This is a genomic window from Streptomyces sp. NPDC054975 (assembly GCF_053609105.1).
Genome location: NZ_JBSGWV010000005.1, coordinates 271,616 through 288,827, shown reverse-complemented (window position 1 = coordinate 288,827; position 17,212 = coordinate 271,616). Strand labels below are relative to the sequence as shown.

Genomic DNA, 17,212 nt, shown 5'->3' with positions numbered 1-17,212 from the left:
TACGTCACTGGGGAAGTTCGACGGAAACCACGACACCCTTGTCGAAGACGACGTGGGCGATCCCGCCGATCGGCAGGACCTCGGGCTCGCGCACCATCTTCGAGATGGTGTGGCCCCAGTCGAGGTCGAAGGACTCCTCCGGCACGCGCGGTCCGGGCGCACCCGGCAGCGCCGTGGTCGTGAGCCCTGCGGGCCTGCCGTTCTGGCCCAGCCGCACGGTGTACAGCGCGCTGTAGTCGGCGTAGACGACCTGGTCGCCGGCGATCAGCGGGGTGGACCAGCTCTGCTGCAGGCCCTTGGGGGCGGCCTTCGCCGCGTAGCTTCCGAGCAGCTTGCCGTCGCGCGGATCGTGGACCTGGAGCCCGCCGTCGAACGTGACGAACGCCTTGGGCGCGATCACGGCCGGGCGCAGGGTCTCGACGGGTGCGGCCAGACTTCCCTTGGAGGCGAGCGTGGCGGAGTCCAGGACCCGCAGCCGCTCCTCGGCGCTGCGAGAGAGGATGACGTCCACGCAGTACGCGCTCGCCCCGACGATCTTCAACTCCCCGCACTGCACGGCGTCCTTGTCGACCTGCGCGCTCACCTCGCCCGTCTTCGCCTCGTAGGCGACGAGTCCGGCGTCGCTGAGCGCGTACACCTGCCCGTGGGCGAAGGCCGTCGGCTCGAAGGGCCGGGTTTCGATCCTGGAGAGGTCCTCGTTCGTGAGCGTCTTGCTCCACAGCTCGCGCCCGTCGGCGAGGGAGTACGCGGTCATGCCGCTCCGTTGCGTACTCGGCCCCTGGGCCGCGGTGGGCGAGGCGAAGACGACTCCGTCGCCGACGATCGGCCGGGTGCCGGGGCCCGTCCTGCCCAGGACCGCCTTCTCCCAGCGGATCTTCCCCGACCGGGCGTCACGGACCTGGAGACGGTCGGCGGCGGAGAGGACGACGGCGTCGCCGTGGACGGTCGGCCGGGACGCGCTGTCGGCGACGAAGATTCCGCCGCTGGGGCTGATCGTGCTCCGGCCCGGCTTCCTGCCGTCCAGGTCCGCCGCCCAGAGCTTCTTCCCGTTCGCCGTGTCCAGCGCCTCGTACCCCCCGTCCGTCAGCCGACAGACGAGCACCGTCGTGCCCGCCGCGCAGCCGTAGGCGGGCGCGGACAGCTTGCCCGTCCAGCTCTTCCAGCTCTTCGGCCGTTGCGCCGCGTTCTGCGGCACGATCCCGGAGGAGTCCGCCAGGCCCTTGAAGTCCACGCCGGGGATCACGGGACCGGCGGGCGGAGCCGCCGTGGGCGGCGTCGCCTTCTTCTCGTCCTTCGGCCACAGCAGGTACGCGCCGAGCCCGCCGCCCGCCACCGCGAGGGCCACCACCGCCGCGAGCAGCGCCCGCCTCCTCCGGCGCGGCGCCGTGGGCGGAACCGGCGCGGCCACCGGCGGCATGGTCGGTAGCTGGTCCATCCCGGGAGCCGGGGCGGCGGGCGCGGCCGGTACCTCCACCAGCGGCCCGCCCGACGCCACCAGCTGCGCCAGCTCCCGCCCGTAGTCCCCGATGTGGTCCCGTACGCTCTCCGGCCACGCCGGCCGTCGCTCGCCGCCCAGCAGGGCGACCAGCTCGGCCGGGGTCGGCCGCTCCGCCGGGTCGGGGCGCAGGCAGGCGCCGATCACGTCGCGCAGCTCCTGCGGCACGCGGCTCAGGTCCGCCTCGGCCTGGGAGACGCGGTACAGGACGGCCGCCAGCGGGCCGTCGCCGAAGGGGTCCTCGCCCGTCGCCGCGTAACAGAGCAGCGAGCCCAGGCAGAAGACGTCCGAGGCCCCGGTGACATGGCGTGCGCCCGCCACGTGCTCGGGCGACATGAAGGCGGGGGTGCCGACCATCATCCCGGTCGCGGTCATCGTCGTGGCGCCCGAGCTGCGGGCGATGCCGAAGTCGATCAGGCGCGGGCCGTCCACGGACAGCATGACGTTGCCGGGCTTCAGGTCCCGGTGCAGGACCCCGGCGGCGTGCAGGTCCGCGAGCGCGCGGGCGATCCCGGCGCCCAGCTCCCGTACCGTCGCCACCGGCAGCGCGCCGCCCCGTCGCACGGCCTGCGACAGGCTCGGGCCCGGGACGTACGCGGTGGCCAGCCAGGGCACCTCGGCGTCCGCGTCCCCGCCCTCCGGGGCGGCGGCGTACGCGCTGCTGACGAGCCCGGCGACCCGGATCTCGCGGCGGAAGCGGTCCCGGAAGGCGGGCTCGCTCGCGACGTCCCGCCGTACGGTCTTCACGGCGACGAACGTGCCGTCCGCCTCCCCGCGCCCCAGGAACACCTCGCCCATGCCGCCGGCCCCGAGCCGCGCCAGCAGCTCGTACGGTCCGATCCGGCGTGGCGCGCCCTCGCGCAGCGGTCCCAGCACGTCCGTTCTCCCCCTTGTGACGCGGCGTCAGCCCGCATCATTACATGTGCATGCAGAGCGAAGGGCCGGACCCCCGAGGGGGGTCCGGCCCTTGACCGATGGTGCGGCTCAGCCGGTGTACGGCTTGGCGCTGAGGATCTTCACCGCGGCCTTCTTGCCGTTCGGCAGTTCGTACTCGGCGTCCTCGCCGACCTTCTTGCCGTTCACGCCCACGCCGAGCGGCGACTGCGGCGAGTACGTCTCGATGTCGCTGCTCGCGTACTCGCGCGAGGCGAGGAGGAAGGTCACCGTGTCGTCCTCGTCACCGTCGAAGGCGATCGTGACGACCATGCCGGGGGCGACGACGCCCTCGTCGGCCGGGGCCTCGCCGACCTTGGCATGCTCCAGGAGCTGGGTCAGCTGGCGGACCCGGAGCTCCTGCTTGCCCTGCTCCTCCTTGGCCGCGTGGTACCCGCCGTTCTCGCGCAGGTCGCCCTCCTCGCGCGCCGCGGCGATCTTGGCGGCGATCTCGGTTCGCGCGGGACCAGACAGGTACTCCAGCTCGGCCTTGAGCTGGTTGTACGCCTCCTGGGTGAGCCAGGTGACGTTCTCACTGGTCTGGGTCACAGGTGCTCCTCGTAGGTACTGGGAATAAAAGCATCGCCCTACCCGGAAGGATTTCCCTCCTGAGTGGGCGAAACCACGAGCCTAACAATTAGTGGCGGAAAGGGGGAGGACATAAACCATCAAGATGGCGTCACCCCTGGTCAGCGCGGGAACCGTGGCTCGGCGCGCCACCCGGTCCCTACCCACCGCTACCGGCCGCTACACCCGACGAGCTCGGCGCTGGTGGCACGCGCGGTCGTACGGATGGACACGACGGTGTCGATCCGGCCCTGCGCCTGGTCGAAGCGGACGTCCTTGCGGCCGACCTCGGCCCCGTCCTCGGAGCGCGAGCGCAGCGTACAGACGCCCTGAGCGTCGACGTCCTTGCGCACCTCCAGGTGCACCTGCACCTCGGTGTCGCTCACCACGTCGAACTTGATCGTCTCCGCGCTGATCCTGCTGTCGACGACGTAGTACCAGCCGAACCAGCCCAGCAGGCCGAGGAACAGCACGCCGAGCACGGCTCCGGCGATCTTGAGCTTGCGGTCGGCGCGCTCGTCCGCGGAGCGCCCGTAGCGCCCCTCGGGCAGCTGCTCTCGCACCGCGCTCATGATCGTTCCTCTCGCCGCGGGGGTGGGAATTTTCAGCCCCCCGGTTCCGTCACTATAGAGACCCCCCCTCGGCGACGAATCACAGAGGATCGAGTCTTGACTGAGCAGCTGCGACTGATGGCCGTTCACGCCCACCCCGACGACGAGTCGAGCAAGGGCGCGGCGACGATGGCCAAGTACGTGTCCGAGGGGGTGGCCGTGCTCGTGGTCACGTGCACGGGCGGCGAGCGTGGCTCCGTCCTCAACCCCAAGCTCCAGGGTGACGCCTACATCGAGGCGAACATCCACGAGGTGCGCCGCAAGGAGATGGACGAGGCCCGGGAGATCCTGGGCGTCGAGCAGGAGTGGCTGGGCTTCGTCGACTCGGGCCTGCCCGAGGGCGACCCGCTGCCCCCGCTGCCCGAGGGCTGCTTCGCCCTGGAGGACGTCGACCACGCGGCCGGCGCCCTGGTCCGCAAGATCCGCTCCTTCCGTCCGCAGGTCATCACGACCTACGACGAGAACGGCGGATACCCGCACCCCGACCACATCATGACCCACAAGATCACGATGGTGGCGTTCGACGGCGCGGCCGACACCGAGAAGTACCCGGAGGCCGAGTTCGGCCCGGCGTACCAGCCCCAGAAGCTCTACTACAACCAGGGCTTCAACCGCCCCCGCACCGAGGCCCTGCACCAGGCGCTCCTCGACCGGGGCCTGGAGTCCCCGTACGGCGAGTGGCTGGAGCGCTGGAAGGAGTTCGAGCGCACGGAGCGGACGATCACCTCGTTCGTGCCCTGCGCGGACTTCTTCGAGATCCGCGACAAGGCCCTGATCGCGCACCGTACGCAGATCGACCCGGACGGTGGCTGGTTCCGGGTGCCGATGGAGATCCAGAAGGAGGTCTGGCCGACGGAGGAGTACGAGCTCAGCAAGTCGTTGGTGCCCACCTCCCTCCCCGAGGACGACCTCTTCGCGGGCATCCGCGACAATGCCTGACATGAGCGCACACCTGGCACTGACCCAGCTTGTCCCCTTCGCCGCCGAAGAGCTGGACAAGAACAAGGTGACCCCCGGCGTCCTCGGCTTCGTCGTCTTCGCCGTGATGGCCGTCGCCGTCTGGATGCTGATGAAGTCGATGAACCGCCACATGGGCAAGGTCTCCTTCGAGGAGGCCCCGGACCCCAAGGCGGCGCCCACGACCTCCAAGGCCGCCGCACAGGAGTAGGCCACGCCCGGCGCGGGCCTTCCCCTGTACGGGGAGGGCCCGCGCATCGGCGACCTCACCCCACCTCCACCGGCACCCCCATCACCTCGCGCGCGTGCCGGTTCGGGACCATGCCCAGCTGCCAGGCCTGCCAGCCCGCCTCCAGCTGGACGCCCCGCTCCAGGACCAGCGTGTACGCCTCCGCGCAGTCCTCGACCTTGCCGTCCCGCGTCGGATGGCGGTCCTGGACCAGCAGGGCCAGCTCCTCCTGGGCCACCGCCGTGCCCACCTCCACCCCGCCCGGCGAGGCGTACGGCAGCAGCGTGCAGCGCAGGAAACGGGCCCAGTCGGCGCCCCGCCGGTCGTCGTACGACAGGAAGAGCCGCTCCGACTCCGCGCACAGCTCCAGAGCCTGCGCGGTCCTGCCGTTCCCGGCGTCCACGATCGCCAGCTCCAGACACGTCCACGCCTCGCCGTGCGCCACCCCGACGCGGTGGAAGTCCGCCCGCGCGTCCACCAGGAGCTGCCGGGCGAAACCGGAGTTGCGCAGGTTGCCGGTCTGGGCCGCCCGCTGGTCGCGGGTGACGCGCCCCGAATGGTGCCGGGCGCATGCCAGCCCGTACACGTCCCGCATCCGGGAGAACATCGTGCGCGCCCGCTCCAGCTCCCGTACCGCCTGGTCCAGGTCCCCGCGCTCCTCCAGGGCATGCCCCAGGTAGTACAGCGTCCAGGCCTCGCCCCGCGCGTCCTCCTGCTCACGGTGGCGGGCCAGTGCCTGCCGCAGCCCGTCGACCGCCGGCGCCACCTCGCCCTCGACGAGCCGGGCCCGGGCCAGCTGGGTCAGCGCCCACGCCTCGCCGCGGCCGTCGCGGGTCCGCCCGTACTGGTCCAGGGCCGTACGCAGCTCGGTGTCCGCCCGCTCGGCATCACCCATGCGCAGACACACCTGGCCCAGCTGGAAGTGCGCCCAGGCCTCGCCGTGCAGGGACTCGTTCTCCCGGTGCAGCTCCAGGGCCCCGCGCAGCAGCGACAGCGCCTCCGCCAGGTTCGCCCGGTCCCGCTCGACCGCCGCGAGGGCGTGCATCGTCCAGCCCCGGTCGGCCGCGAGCGACGCCGGCTCCTGCAGCACCAGCGCCTCCCGCAGCTTGACCGACGCCTCCGCGAGGTTGCCCTGGTGGTGCAGCGTGATCCCGAGCGAGCAGAGCGCGAGCGCCGCCCCCGCGTCCTGATGCGCCTCCTGGTAGAGGGAGACCACCGAGGTCAGCGTGGTGCGTGCCTTGTCGAGCTCGCCGAGCTGCCGGGCCGCGATACCGGTCCGCCACTGCACCGACCGGGACAGCAGCCCCTGCCCGACCGCGTCCGTCAGCTCGTTGATCTCGCCGAGCCGGTACAGGTCGCCACGGAGCAGGCAGTAGTCGCAGAGCGCGCCGAGCAGATTCAGTACGGCCTGCTGGTCGACGCCCTCGGCGTGCCGCAGCGCCGCCGTGATGAAGCTGGACTCGTCGTCCAGCCAGCGCAGCGCCGCGTCGAGCGAACCGAAGCCGTGCCCGTCGAACCGGTCCGCACGCGTCGACATCTTGCCGTCGACCATCCGGATCACCGCGTCCGCCAGCTCCGCGTAGTTCTGGATCAGCCGCTCCTGCGCCGCCGCGGTCGCCGCCGCGTCCTCCTCGTCCACCAGCCGCGCCGCCGCGAAGCCGCGCACCGCGTCGTGCAGCCGGTACCGCTCTCCTCGCACGTGGTCCAGGAGCCCCGCCCGGGCCAGCTCCGCGAGCAGCCGCGCCCCCTCCTGGCCGCTCGCGCCGAGCAGCGCCCCGGCCGCCGCCGCGCCCAGCGAGGCCCGCCCGGCGAGCGCGAGCCGCCGCAACAGCCGCCGCCCGTCCTCGTCGAGATCGGTGAAGTACCGTACCGACAAGGCCCGTTCGAGCGGCCCTTCGCCCCAGCCGGGCCGCGCGAGGAGCCGCGCGAGCTCGCTCATCGAGCGCCGGCCCAGCGAGGAACCGGCGACCCGCAGCGCCAGCGGCAGCCCGCCGCACAGCTCCCGGATCTCCGCGCACGCCTCGGAGTCGTACGGCCCCGGGTCCGGCGCCTGGGCCGCCTCCCGCAGCAGATCCTCCGCGCCCGCCGCGTCGAGCGCCGCCACCGGCAGCGTGTGCACCGACGCCGGTACGTCCGCGCCCAGGTCCAGCGGCTCCTTGCAGGTCACCAGGACCAGGCTGTCCGAGCGCTCCGGCAGCAGCGTGCGCACCTGCTCGGCCTCCACGGCGTCGTCCAGGATCACCGTCACCGGCAGCCCGGTCAGATGCTGGTGGTACAACTCGGCCAGTCTGCGCACCTGTTGCTCGGCCGACGACCGTTCGCGGAAGAGCAGCTGCTCGCGCGGCGCGCCCAGCCGGTTCAGCAGGTGCAGCAGCGCCTCCCGGGTCGACAACGGCTTCTCGCCGCGCGTCCCGCCCCGCAGGTCCACCACGCACGCACCGCGGAACTGGTCGCGCAGCGCGTGCGCCGCCCGTACGGCGAGTGTCGTGCGGCCCGCACCCTGCTCCCCGTGGAGCATCACGACCGTCGGCCGGGTCTGCGTCGACGCCCGGCCCGCCTGCACCCACTGGGTGATCTGCCCCAGCTCGGCCCGCCGCCCCGTGAACGGCCCGCCGGGGTCCGGCAGATGACCGAAGGACTGCTCCAGGACGGTACGCCGGCGGGCCGCCGCGCTGCGGTCGGCGCCCCGCAGCTGGGACACCACCTTCTGCGCGGGCTGCTGGGCCGTCGCGAGGAGCACCCGCTGCTGGTCGAGGAACGGCCGGACGCCCCGTACCTCCAGCGCCGTCAGCCACTGCAGCCGCAGCTGCTCGGTGCCGCCCGGCTGGCCGAGCGCGCCCGCGCGGCGATGGGCGGCCGGCCAGTGCCCGGCGGTCACCTTCAGGACGGTCGCCGCCGCACCCGCCACCGCGACGACGGCTCCGGCGCCGAGCGCCGTCCCGGCCGCCGTGCCCAGGGCCAGGTCCGCCCCGAAGGCCGCGGCCGCGGCGACCGCCGTGACCAGCGCGGGTGTTCCCACCGCCGCCCTGCTGAATCGATCCCCCAGGGACCGCTGCCCGGCCTCCGCCTCCTCCAGGGCCCGCAGATAGACCGCGTACTCCTCGCCCGCACTCGCCGCCATGGTGTCCAGCGCGGCCCGGCCGCGTGCCAGCAGGGCCGTCGCGTCGGAGCGGCCCCCGGAGCGCCGCACCTCCTCCTCCACGGCGCGTGCCAACAGCCGTTCGGCTTCGACCCGGTGGCTGTCCCGCATGTACGTCCCCCTCCGAGAGCTCCCGCTTCCGGCCCCAAGTGTCCTGCGTGACGCGCGTCGGCGCGAGGGAGCGGGCCTCCCGGCCTACCGAACGCCTGCCCCTCGACATGGCGTCCGATGGCGTTCATCTGCCGAATAGCGCGTCCGGGTGACCCCCCGGAACCAATCCCTTTTCGGGCAGTTGATCAGCGTGCTTCGGCTAACGGAGCGTTCCAGGGCCCTCGAGCTCAAGAAGGAAGACTCGTGATCAAGAAGGTTCTCGCTACGGCGGCAGTTGCGGCTTCGGTCGTCGGTGTTTCGGCGACCGCCGCTTCCGCGGCCGGCAACGACGGCGGCAGCGCCAACATCATCGGCAACACGTCGAAGCAGTCGATCGGCAGCAACTCCACCGGTGGTTACATGAGCCCGAACTTCGGCCTCATCAACGGTGGCGTCCTGCACTGCTTCGACATCCAGAAGGTTCAGGCGCAGGTGCCGATCGGCGTCATCGCCATCCCGGTCGCCGTCCAGGACGTCCTCGGCAACCCGATGGCCAACCAGACCTGCACCCAGAACTCCGTGCAGCAGAAGGGCGACGACGCCCTCTCGCACATCCTGGGCGAGGTCCTCTCCCAGAACGGGAACGTCGGCGGCTGAGTCCGTCCGCGCCGTTGAGGCGGCCCCGTTCCTCGCATTCGACCTGCGAGGAACGGGGCCGCTTCGCTACTCCCATGCATGCCCCGTTCGCACGCCGCCACCCGTGGCGTACGACCGGGGCCTTGTCACGTGCGCGAGGATGGAGGCATGCCGAACAGACTGGCCCATGAGACGTCCCCCTATCTCCTCCAGCATGCCGACAACCCGGTCGACTGGTGGCCGTGGTCGGCCGAGGCCTTCGAGGAGGCGCGCCGACGCGACGTCCCCGTGCTGCTCAGCGTCGGCTACAGCAGCTGTCACTGGTGCCATGTGATGGCCCACGAGTCCTTCGAGGACGAGACGACCGCCGCCTACGTCAACGAGCACTTCGTCGCCGTCAAGGTCGACCGCGAGGAGCGCCCCGACGTCGACGCCGTCTACATGGAGGCCGTGCAGGCCGCGACCGGCCAGGGCGGCTGGCCGATGACCGTCTTCCTCACCCCGGACGCCGAGCCCTTCTACTTCGGTACGTACTTCCCGCCCGAGTCCCGGCACGGCATGCCCTCCTTCGGCGACGTCCTCGACGGGGTGGCCCGCGCCTGGACCGACCGCCGTGACGAGGTCGGCGAGGTCGCCGGGAAGATCGTCAAGGACCTCTCGGCCCGCTCCCTCGCCTTCGGCGGCGACGGCGTGCCCGGTGAGCCGGAGCTCGCCCAGGCGCTGCTCGGCCTGGTCCGCGAGTACGACAGCGCCGCCGGCGGCTTCGGTGGGGCGCCCAAGTTCCCGCCGTCGATGGCGCTGGAGTTCCTGCTCCGCCACCACGCCCGTACGGGAGCCGAGGGCGCGCTCCAGATGGCCGCCGACACCTGCGAGGCGATGGCCCGGGGCGGGATCTACGACCAGCTCGGCGGCGGCTTCGCCCGCTACGCGGTGGACCGCGAGTGGGTGGTCCCGCACTTCGAGAAGATGCTCTACGACAACGCCCTGCTGTGCCGTCTGTACGCGCATCTGTGGCGGGCCACCGGCAGCGACCTGGCCCGGCGGGTCGCCCTGGAGACGGCCGACTTCATGGTCCGTGAACTGCGCACCCCCGAGGGCGGATTCGCCTCGGCGCTCGACGCGGACTCCGACGACGGTACCGGCAGGCATGTCGAGGGCGCGTACTACGTCTGGACGCCGGAGCAGCTGACCGAGGTCCTCGGCGAGGAGGACGCGCAGTACGCGGCGCGGTACTACGGGGTGACGCCGGAGGGCACCTTCGAGGAGGGCGCCTCCGTGCTCCAGCTCCCGCAGGACGCCGGGGTCGGTGACGCCGAGCGGGTCGCCTCGATCAAGGCGCGGCTGCTCGCCGCCCGCGACGGACGCGAGCGGCCCGGGCGGGACGACAAGATCGTCGCCGCCTGGAACGGCCTCGTGATCGCCGCCCTCGCCGAGACCGGCGCCTTCTTCGACCGGCCCGACCTCGTCGAGCGCGCCACGGACGCGGCCGACCTGCTCGTACGGCTCCACCTGGGCGAGGGCGCGCGGCTCTTCCGTACCTCCAAGGACGGCAAGGCCGGTACGCACGCCGGGGTCCTTGAGGACTACGCCGATGTCGCCGAGGGTTTCCTCGCGCTGGCCGGAGTGACCGGCGAGGGTGTCTGGCTGGAGTTCGCCGGCCTCCTCCTCGACATCGTCCTCGACCAGTTCGTCGCCGAGGGCGGCGCGCTCTACGACACCGCCCACGACGCCGAGACGCTGATCCGGCGCCCCCAGGACCCCACCGACAACGCGACCCCGTCCGGCTGGACGGCCGCCGCCGGCGCGCTCCTCTCGTACGCCGCGCACACCGGCTCCGAGGCGCACCGCACCGCCGCCGAGGGCGCGCTCGGCGTGGTCAAGGCGCTCGGCCCGCGCGCGCCCCGGTTCATCGGCTGGGGCCTGGCCACGGCGGAGGCCCTGCTCGACGGGCCGCGCGAGATCGCGGTGGTCGGCCCCGGTGACGACGACGGCCCGGCCCGGGCGCTGCACCGGACCGCGCTGCTCGGCGCGGCGCCCGGTGCCGTCGTGGCCTTCGGCACCCCGGACAGCGAGGAGTTCCCGCTGCTCAAGGACCGGCCGCTGGTGGACGGGGGAGCCGCCGCGTACGTCTGCCGCCACTTCACCTGCGACGCGCCGGTGACGGACCCGGCCGACCTGGCCCGCTCGCTCTCCCGCTGAACGAAAGGCTACGGACAGACGAGGGAGGCGCCCCCGGCCGGCCGGTAGTCGCCCAGGCCGCCCGGGATGGTGCTGGTGGATACGGGGCGGGCCTCCGGCAGCGGCCGGTCGGAGCGCAGCGCCTCGAACACCTCCGCCGCGTGCTCGTCGTCCCAGGCGACGGTGGACCCGACGCCGGCGATGTTCGGGAGGAAGCGGCTGATCGGCACGGTCGCGAACTCCGTGGCGGCCGGGTCGAGGCTCCGCAGCCGGGCGGCGAGCACGATCATCTCGGTCACGGAGAGGGAGCGTTCGACCGGCGCCGTGCCGCGCAGGGTGGACGCGAGCAGCCACAGTCGGGTCGGGTCGTCGAAGAGGTCCTTGCGGATCGTGTTCCACGTGTTGGCGACGAACCTCTGCTGCTTCTGCATCCGCCCGAAGTCCATCTTCCCGTCGCGCCGAGACCGTACGTACTGCAGCGCCTCGCCGCCCGCCACCTTCCTGGTGCCGGGGGCGAGCTCGATCCCCGTGACCAGGTCCTTGAGCGGCTCCGTCGTACAGATCGGCACCCCGCCCTCGACGCGGTTCACGCCGTCGATGAAGCGCCGGAAGTCGATCTCCAGATAGCGGTGGACGGGCGTGCCCGTCATCCGCTCGACGGTCTCGACGGTGAGGGCGGGTCCGCCTTCCGAGTGAGCCGCGTTGGCCTTCGCCAGATGCGGCGCGTGGGCAGCGCCCGTCCGCTGGTCCGTGTGTTCGGAGGGGATCGTGGTGAGCGAGTCGCGGGGCAGGCTGACCACACTGACCCGGTCCTCGGCGGCGGAGACATGCACGAGCATCATCACGTCGGTGCAGTCGCAGCCCTTGCCGCCGGCCTTGTACCGCTCCAACTCGTCGGCCGTGAGGCCGGCCCGACTGTCCACCCCGACGACCAGGATGTTGAGTCCGTCCCGGGGCGACGGCAGGGCCGGGGCGGCTGCGGCGAGCGCCCCGGATCCGAGGGCGGCGACCACGGCCGAGGCGAGAAGCGCTTTCCTGACGGGCACGGTCACCGTGCTCACCTCCGAGGTTCGAAAAGCAGATCGACCGACATTAAGGCGATGTCCGTCGCACAGAGGTTCGCGACGCGACATGGTCCGGTCGAATCACTCTCCTGCGGGGTCTGTGTAATGATGCGGGAACCGCTGTGGATGGGAGGGAAGATGGCGCCCGATCCCGGGAAATGGGAGCGGATGGCCTTCATTCCGAAGAGCCGTTATGTGGCGGATCCGCCACCTGCCGACAGGGGACCCTTCCCCGTCTATTCCTCGTTGGTGCAGCAGTGGGCGCTGGCCGGACGCACCGTCCCGGGCCTGCCGGACCGCGAGTGGGAGCGGCTGGTCGCGATGCCCGTCTGGCCGCGATGACGCCTCCGGCGCCGGGGGCCCGGCAGGGCTCAATGGAGTGAATACCGGCGGGTCGGCGATAAGCCGGTTTCCTTTTCGGGGCATGGTCGTTGTGATGTGTGCGGCGGAGGCCGGGGGTTGCAATGCACCGGCGATTCGCGAAATCCGTGAAATTCCGTCCGCCGCGGAAAGGACCTAAGAAAATGAAGTGCAAGAAGGCCGCGGTCGTCGTCGCTGGACTGTTCATGGCCCTGGGTGCGGCCGCCCCCGCCATGGCGGACGCCGGCGCGCACGGTCTGGCCGCTGGTTCGCCGGGTGTTCTCTCGGGCAACCTCGTCCAGGTTCCGATCCACGTGCCGATCAACGTCTGCGGCAACTCCGTGAACATCATCGGCCTGATCAACCCGGCGTTCGGCAACACCTGCATCAACGCCTGACGCAGGCTAAGGGCCGGTCCCCCGGACGTCGTTCGACCTCCGGGGGGCCGGCCCTTCCTCATGCCCGCGCCACCGACGTCCGCTCATCATCGGAACGCGGACGGCCCACCGCGCCCCGCGTCGTCGCCCGCAGCCGCTGCCGTACCCCGCGCACGAGCCGCCCGGCCGTGTAGCCCGCGCCGAACACGAACCGCATCGAAGGACCGTACGAGGGCGCGGTGAGCAGCCCGGCGAGGAAGAGGCCCGGCCAGGAGGACTCGAAGAGCGCCCCGACCTCCGGCGCCCCGCCCGCGCCCACCGTGCGCAGCGAGCCCCGGAGCACGGGTGCGAGCATCCCGGCCCGGTCCAGGCTCGGTGTGAACCCGGTCGCCGCGACGACGTGATCGGTCTCCAGGACGGCCGGGCCCTCCGGCCCGGACACGTCGAGCCGGAGCCGCTCGTCGGCGGTCGGCGCCGCCCGGACGACGTGCGTGCCCAGGCGTACGTCGCCGACGGCCGCGAACCGTTCGCGCAGCCACCACGCGCCCGCCGGCCCCAGCGCCGAGTCGAAGATCCGCTCACGCGTCGGCGCGGGCAGCCGACGGAAGAGCCCGGGGGTGTCCGCGTACAACCGGTTGCGCCAGCCGCAGCCGAGGCCCGTGTGCGGGGCGCGGATCGACTGCCACAGGCCCCGGTCGAGGGCTGGAGGGAGGGTGTTCCAGTTCAGCCGGTCCGAGCGGGCCAGGATGCGGGCGTGCGCGCCCTGTTCGGTGAGGATCGCCGCCGTCTCCAGGGCCGCCTGGCCGGCGCCGACGACGGTGACGTCCTGCCCGGCGAAGCCGTCCAGTTCCCCGTGGTGGCTGCTGTGGGTGGCGTAACGGCGGGGGAGTCCGCGCAGAGGACCGGGGATCTCCATGAAGGGCAGGACGCCGACGGCCAGTGCCACCGTGCGCGTACGCAGGCTCTCGCCGTCCTCGGTGAGGAGCTCGAAGCCGTCGGCGAGCGGGGCGACCGAGGTGATCAGGCGCTCGTCGAGCGCGGGGACGGTCTGGCGGGCGAACCACTCGCCGTAGTCGGCGAAGAAGCCGACCGGGAGCGGGACGCCGTGCTCCACGCGGACCCCTCGGGAGGCCCCGTAGGTGTCGAGTCCGTACGCGCCACGCGGGTCGGAGAGATGGGAGGCCCAGGGCTCGGACTTCAGGAACATGCCCGAGGGCATGGCGCGCCAGGACTCCATCGGGCGGCCGAAGGTCCGCAGGTTGAGGCCGTGTGCCGCCGCGTGGGCGGCCACGGAGAGCCCGTAGGGGCCGGCTCCCACAATCACCAGGTCGTACATCGTGCCTTCCGTTGTCATCGTCGGGTCATGCGGTCGGAGGCGGAGCGGGCCGTCTGCGGAGGAGGCACGGTCGCCACCTTCCGTGGACGGCGCCCCGGGTCGAGGAGCCGACGGAGCGTCATCGCGCCCTTGCGCAGGACGTGGAGGATCCAGGCACCGGCCATCGCCAGGGCGGGGGCGAGGTCGTCGGCGGCGAACCAGGCCGTCTCCGTCCGCCCGCGCGGGCCCTCCTTACCCCGGCGGCCGGGTGAGGTGAGCACGGACAGGGCCGCGTAGTTCTCGACCACGAACCGGCGCCCGTACGTGGGGGAGTGCGCCGGGATCGGACGGCCGGTCAGGTCCAGGTGCATCGCGCGGACGACGTCGAGCCCGGCCGGGTCGGCGAAGAGCCGGAACTGCGCGCCGGGCCTCGGATTGAAGTCGAGCAGGTGGTACGCGCCGGTGGCCGGGTCGAGCCGGAAGTCCAGGTCGCACACGCCCCGATGACCGAGCGCGGAGAGCAGCTCGCCCGCCATCCGCTCGACCACGGGGTTCGCCGTCCAGCGGCCGACCGCCGTGAGGCCCGCCCCGTCCGGCCACGCCCGCTCCTTGCGCCCGGTCGCCCCGGCGACACAGCGGCCGGCGGAGTCGACGTACCCGTGGAAGAACCAGTCCAGATCGCGGCCCGGCGGCAGCAGCCGCTGGAGCAGCAACCGGCTTCCCGCCTCGGGCGTACGGGCGTACAGCGCGCGGACCTCGGGGAGCGAACGCACGAGCGAGGTGCTGCGCAGTCCGCTGCCGGGCGGGAGCAGCCACGGCCGGCTCCACTTGGCGACCACGGGCAGCCCGAGCGCCCAGGCCATGGCCGCGGCCTCCTCGGCGCTCCGAGGGAGTTCGGTCGGGGGGTGCGGGAGCGCGAGGGCGCGGCAGGTCTCGGCGAGCCGGGCCTTGTCGGCCACACCGGCGAGCCGGTCCGCCGACTGGTCGGGCAGGAGATAGCGGCCCGTCAGCTCGGCGCGGTGCTCGGCCAGGGCGAGTGCGCCGAGATCGTCGAGAGGGACGAGGAGCGCGGGGGCGCCCAGGTCGGTCGCGAGCCGGAGCAGGAGGTCGGCCAGGGCGGCGGGCAGGGCGGACGGCGAGAGGGGCGCGGGGCGGGTGTGGGCGCTCCGGACGTACCGGGAGCGGGCCGCGGGGCTGGTCGGTGATTCCAGGACCACGTGGACCGGGACGCCTGCTCTGCCCAGGGAGCGCGCGGCGCCCAGCGTGCCGTGATGGAAGGGGTTCCGGTCGAGTCGCACGAGGACGGCGGGGACGCGGGTGTCAAAACTCGGCACGGCATTCCTTCATCTCGGGTGCCCCAACTGGGCGATGAAATACACCAATGGACTACTGATCAGATCGGTGGTGCGTTCACTGTCGGCTTATTAGGAATACTTTCTGAGTATCGGACTGACGGAGTATCAAACGACGTAGTGCGTGAAGGAGTGGCCATGGAAATCCGGAAGCGGAAGACATCGAGGGTGTGGCTGGGGGTGTTCACCGCAGGCCTCCTTGCCTCAGGTTCCGTCGTGCTGTCCTCCCCGGCTCACGGCGCCGAATCCGTAACGACACGGGGCCCCGAACCGACTCTCTCCACCGCGCTGGGCGCGTTCCTCGAATCGGGACCGCCCGGCGTCAACCGGATCGGCCAGCTCCAGCGATGGCTCGGCGGACCGGAGCTCCGGGTCGGTCACACCTACCTCCCCGGCGACCTCTGGTCGAACATCGAGAGCCCTCCGGGGTTCCTGGACGCCTGGGCGAAGTGGCGCAACGAGCGCGCCGACCGGCTGTTCGTCCTGAACGTACCGATGCTGGAGCGCAACGAGGCCGGGGTCTCCGACTACGAGGTCCGCCGTCAGCTCCAGCTCGGCGCGGCGGGGTACTTCGACCACCACTTCAAGACGCTCGCCGAGCGGCTCGTCTCCCTGAAGGCCACGGACACCGTCATCGTCCTCGGCTGGGAGATGAACGGGACGACGTACACGCACCGGTGCGCGCCGGATCCAGAGGCGTGGAAGAAGTACTGGACGCGGATCGTCACGGCGATGCGTTCGGTTCCGGGGCAGAAGTTCCGCTTCGACTTCAACCCGAGCCGGGGGACGGACGCCATTCCGTGGACGGAATGCTATCCGGGTGACGACGTGGTCGACATCATCGGCATGGATTCGTACGACCAGCCGCCGGGGGCGAGTTTCGACCGCCATGTGAATGAGCCGTACGGGCTGCAGAAGCAGGTGGATTTCGCGGCCGTGCACGGCAAGGAGATCTCGTACCCGGAATGGGGTCTCTTCCGGAACGGCGACAACCCCGAGTACATGCGGCGGATGCTCGAATGGATGGCCGAGCACAAGCCGGTGTACCACACGATCACGGACTACTGCCCGCACGGCGTCTGGCAGTGCGACGACAACCCGCGCTCCTCGCAGGTCTTCCGCCAGATCCTGTCGGGCGTGAAGCCGGAGGCCCCTGAGGTACCCGAGGCCCCGGAGGTTCCTGAGGTTCCCGAGGCGCCCGAGGTGCCGGAGGTGCCGGAGGCTCCTGAGATCCCGACGGATCCCGAGTTCCCGATCCCGGAGATCCCCGAGATTCCGGAGATCCCAGAGATCCCGGAGATCCCGGAGGCGCCCGAGATTCCGGAGACGCCCGAGATCCCCGAGATTCCGGAGATCCCCCAGATTCCGGAGGCGCCTGAGGTACCCGGGGTTCCCGAGACCCCGACCAGCCCCGCACCCAAGCCGGAAACGAAGCCGAAGCCCGAGCCGAAGCCGGAGACCAAGCCGGAGCCGAAGCCGGAGACCAAGCCGGAGCCGAAGCCGGAGACCAAGCCGGAGCCGAAGCCGGAGACCAAGCCCGAGCCGAAGCCGGAGACCAAGCCCGAGCCGAAGCCGGAGCCGAAGCCGGAGACCAAGCCGGAGCCGAAGCCGGAGACCAAGCCCGAGCCGAAGCCCGAGCCGAAGCCCGAAACCAAGCCCGAGCCCAAGCCGGAACCGAAGCCGCAGCCCAAGCCCGAGCCGAAGCCCCAGCCCAAGCCGGAGCCGAAGCCCGAGCCGAAGCCCGAGCCGAAGCCCGAGGAGACCTGCTGGCCCGTGAATCTCGGTTCGTGGGTCGACAGCTGGATCGGTGGCAAGGTCTGCGTCCCCAAGATCGACATGAAGTGGGACGACGCGGTCGAGCCTGAGGTCAACGACCCCTGGGAGGACATCCTGGACAGCGACAACTGGC

At 71.9% G+C, this 17,212-nt stretch carries 13 protein-coding genes and 1 pseudogene; 7 read left to right on the top strand and 7 right to left on the bottom strand.

What is annotated here, in order from left to right; all coding sequences use genetic code 11:
* Positions 1-4 precede the first annotated feature (4 nt).
* From ACWF79_RS09300 to ACWF79_RS09290, 3 genes are all read right to left on the bottom strand, one after another.
* Positions 5-2,371 carry a protein kinase domain-containing protein gene (locus ACWF79_RS09300; protein WP_453727435.1) on the bottom strand — a complete coding sequence of 789 codons (2,367 nt, stop codon included), beginning with the start codon at positions 2,369-2,371 and terminating at the stop codon, positions 5-7.
* Positions 2,372-2,479: 108 nt separating this feature from the next.
* Positions 2,480-2,977 carry a transcription elongation factor GreA gene (gene greA / locus ACWF79_RS09295; RefSeq protein ID WP_453727434.1) on the bottom strand — a complete coding sequence of 166 codons (498 nt, stop codon included), beginning with the start codon at positions 2,975-2,977 and terminating at the stop codon, positions 2,480-2,482.
* A 188-nt stretch (positions 2,978-3,165) separates the two neighbouring features.
* Positions 3,166-3,567, bottom strand: coding sequence for a DUF4307 domain-containing protein (locus tag ACWF79_RS09290; RefSeq protein ID WP_453727433.1), 402 nt, complete (start codon positions 3,565-3,567; stop codon positions 3,166-3,168).
* Positions 3,568-3,663: 96 nt separating this feature from the next.
* On the opposite strand from ACWF79_RS09290, the gene mca reads away from it, so the two are divergent.
* On the top strand, positions 3,664-4,545 hold the full coding sequence (mca, locus tag ACWF79_RS09285) for a mycothiol conjugate amidase Mca (protein WP_453727432.1): 882 nt from the start codon (positions 3,664-3,666) through the stop codon (positions 4,543-4,545).
* Entirely contained in the window at positions 4,538-4,774 is a 237-nt protein-coding gene (locus tag ACWF79_RS09280; protein ID WP_453727431.1) for a hypothetical protein, read from the top strand. Before mca ends, ACWF79_RS09280 begins: the two co-directional genes overlap by 8 nt.
* Positions 4,775-4,829: 55 nt before the next feature.
* Here ACWF79_RS09280 and ACWF79_RS09275 read toward each other — a convergent pair whose 3' ends face one another.
* Positions 4,830-8,042 carry a tetratricopeptide repeat protein gene (locus ACWF79_RS09275; protein ID WP_453727430.1) on the bottom strand — a complete coding sequence of 1,071 codons (3,213 nt, stop codon included), beginning with the start codon at positions 8,040-8,042 and terminating at the stop codon, positions 4,830-4,832.
* Between the two features lie 243 nt (positions 8,043-8,285).
* On the opposite strand from ACWF79_RS09275, the gene ACWF79_RS09270 reads away from it, so the two are divergent.
* Entirely contained in the window at positions 8,286-8,678 is a 393-nt protein-coding gene (locus ACWF79_RS09270; RefSeq protein WP_453727429.1) for a rodlin, read from the top strand.
* A gap of 147 nt (positions 8,679-8,825) precedes the next feature.
* The gene (locus ACWF79_RS09265; RefSeq protein WP_453727428.1) at positions 8,826-10,856 is read left to right on the top strand and encodes a thioredoxin domain-containing protein; all 2,031 of its coding nucleotides are present in this window, start codon (positions 8,826-8,828) and stop codon (positions 10,854-10,856) included.
* A gap of 8 nt (positions 10,857-10,864) precedes the next feature.
* Here ACWF79_RS09265 and ACWF79_RS09260 read toward each other — a convergent pair whose 3' ends face one another.
* Positions 10,865-11,887, bottom strand: a complete 1,023-nt coding sequence (locus tag ACWF79_RS09260; RefSeq protein WP_453727427.1) for an LCP family protein — start codon at positions 11,885-11,887, stop codon at positions 10,865-10,867.
* 48 nt (positions 11,888-11,935) lie between these two features.
* On the opposite strand from ACWF79_RS09260, the gene ACWF79_RS09255 reads away from it, so the two are divergent.
* Both ACWF79_RS09255 and ACWF79_RS09250 read left to right on the top strand, forming a co-directional pair.
* The gene (locus ACWF79_RS09255) at positions 11,936-12,241 is read left to right on the top strand and encodes a hypothetical protein (protein ID WP_453727426.1); all 306 of its coding nucleotides are present in this window, start codon (positions 11,936-11,938) and stop codon (positions 12,239-12,241) included.
* Positions 12,242-12,423: 182 nt separating this feature from the next.
* Positions 12,424-12,657 carry a chaplin gene (locus ACWF79_RS09250; protein ID WP_453727425.1) on the top strand — a complete coding sequence of 78 codons (234 nt, stop codon included), beginning with the start codon at positions 12,424-12,426 and terminating at the stop codon, positions 12,655-12,657.
* Between the two features lie 58 nt (positions 12,658-12,715).
* On the opposite strand, the gene ACWF79_RS09245 is transcribed toward ACWF79_RS09250, so the two are convergent.
* On the bottom strand, positions 12,716-13,972 hold the full coding sequence (locus tag ACWF79_RS09245; RefSeq protein ID WP_453727462.1) for an FAD-dependent oxidoreductase: 1,257 nt from the start codon (positions 13,970-13,972) through the stop codon (positions 12,716-12,718).
* 14 nt (positions 13,973-13,986) lie between these two features.
* A complete protein-coding gene (locus ACWF79_RS09240; protein WP_453727424.1) occupies positions 13,987-15,285 on the bottom strand; it encodes a carboxylate--amine ligase in 1,299 nt (432 codons plus the stop codon).
* 156 nt (positions 15,286-15,441) lie between these two features.
* On the opposite strand from ACWF79_RS09240, the pseudogene ACWF79_RS09235 reads away from it, so the two are divergent.
* Positions 15,442-16,548, top strand: a pseudogene (locus ACWF79_RS09235) (glycosyl hydrolase); the annotation flags it as partial.
* Positions 16,549-17,212 lie beyond the last annotated feature (664 nt).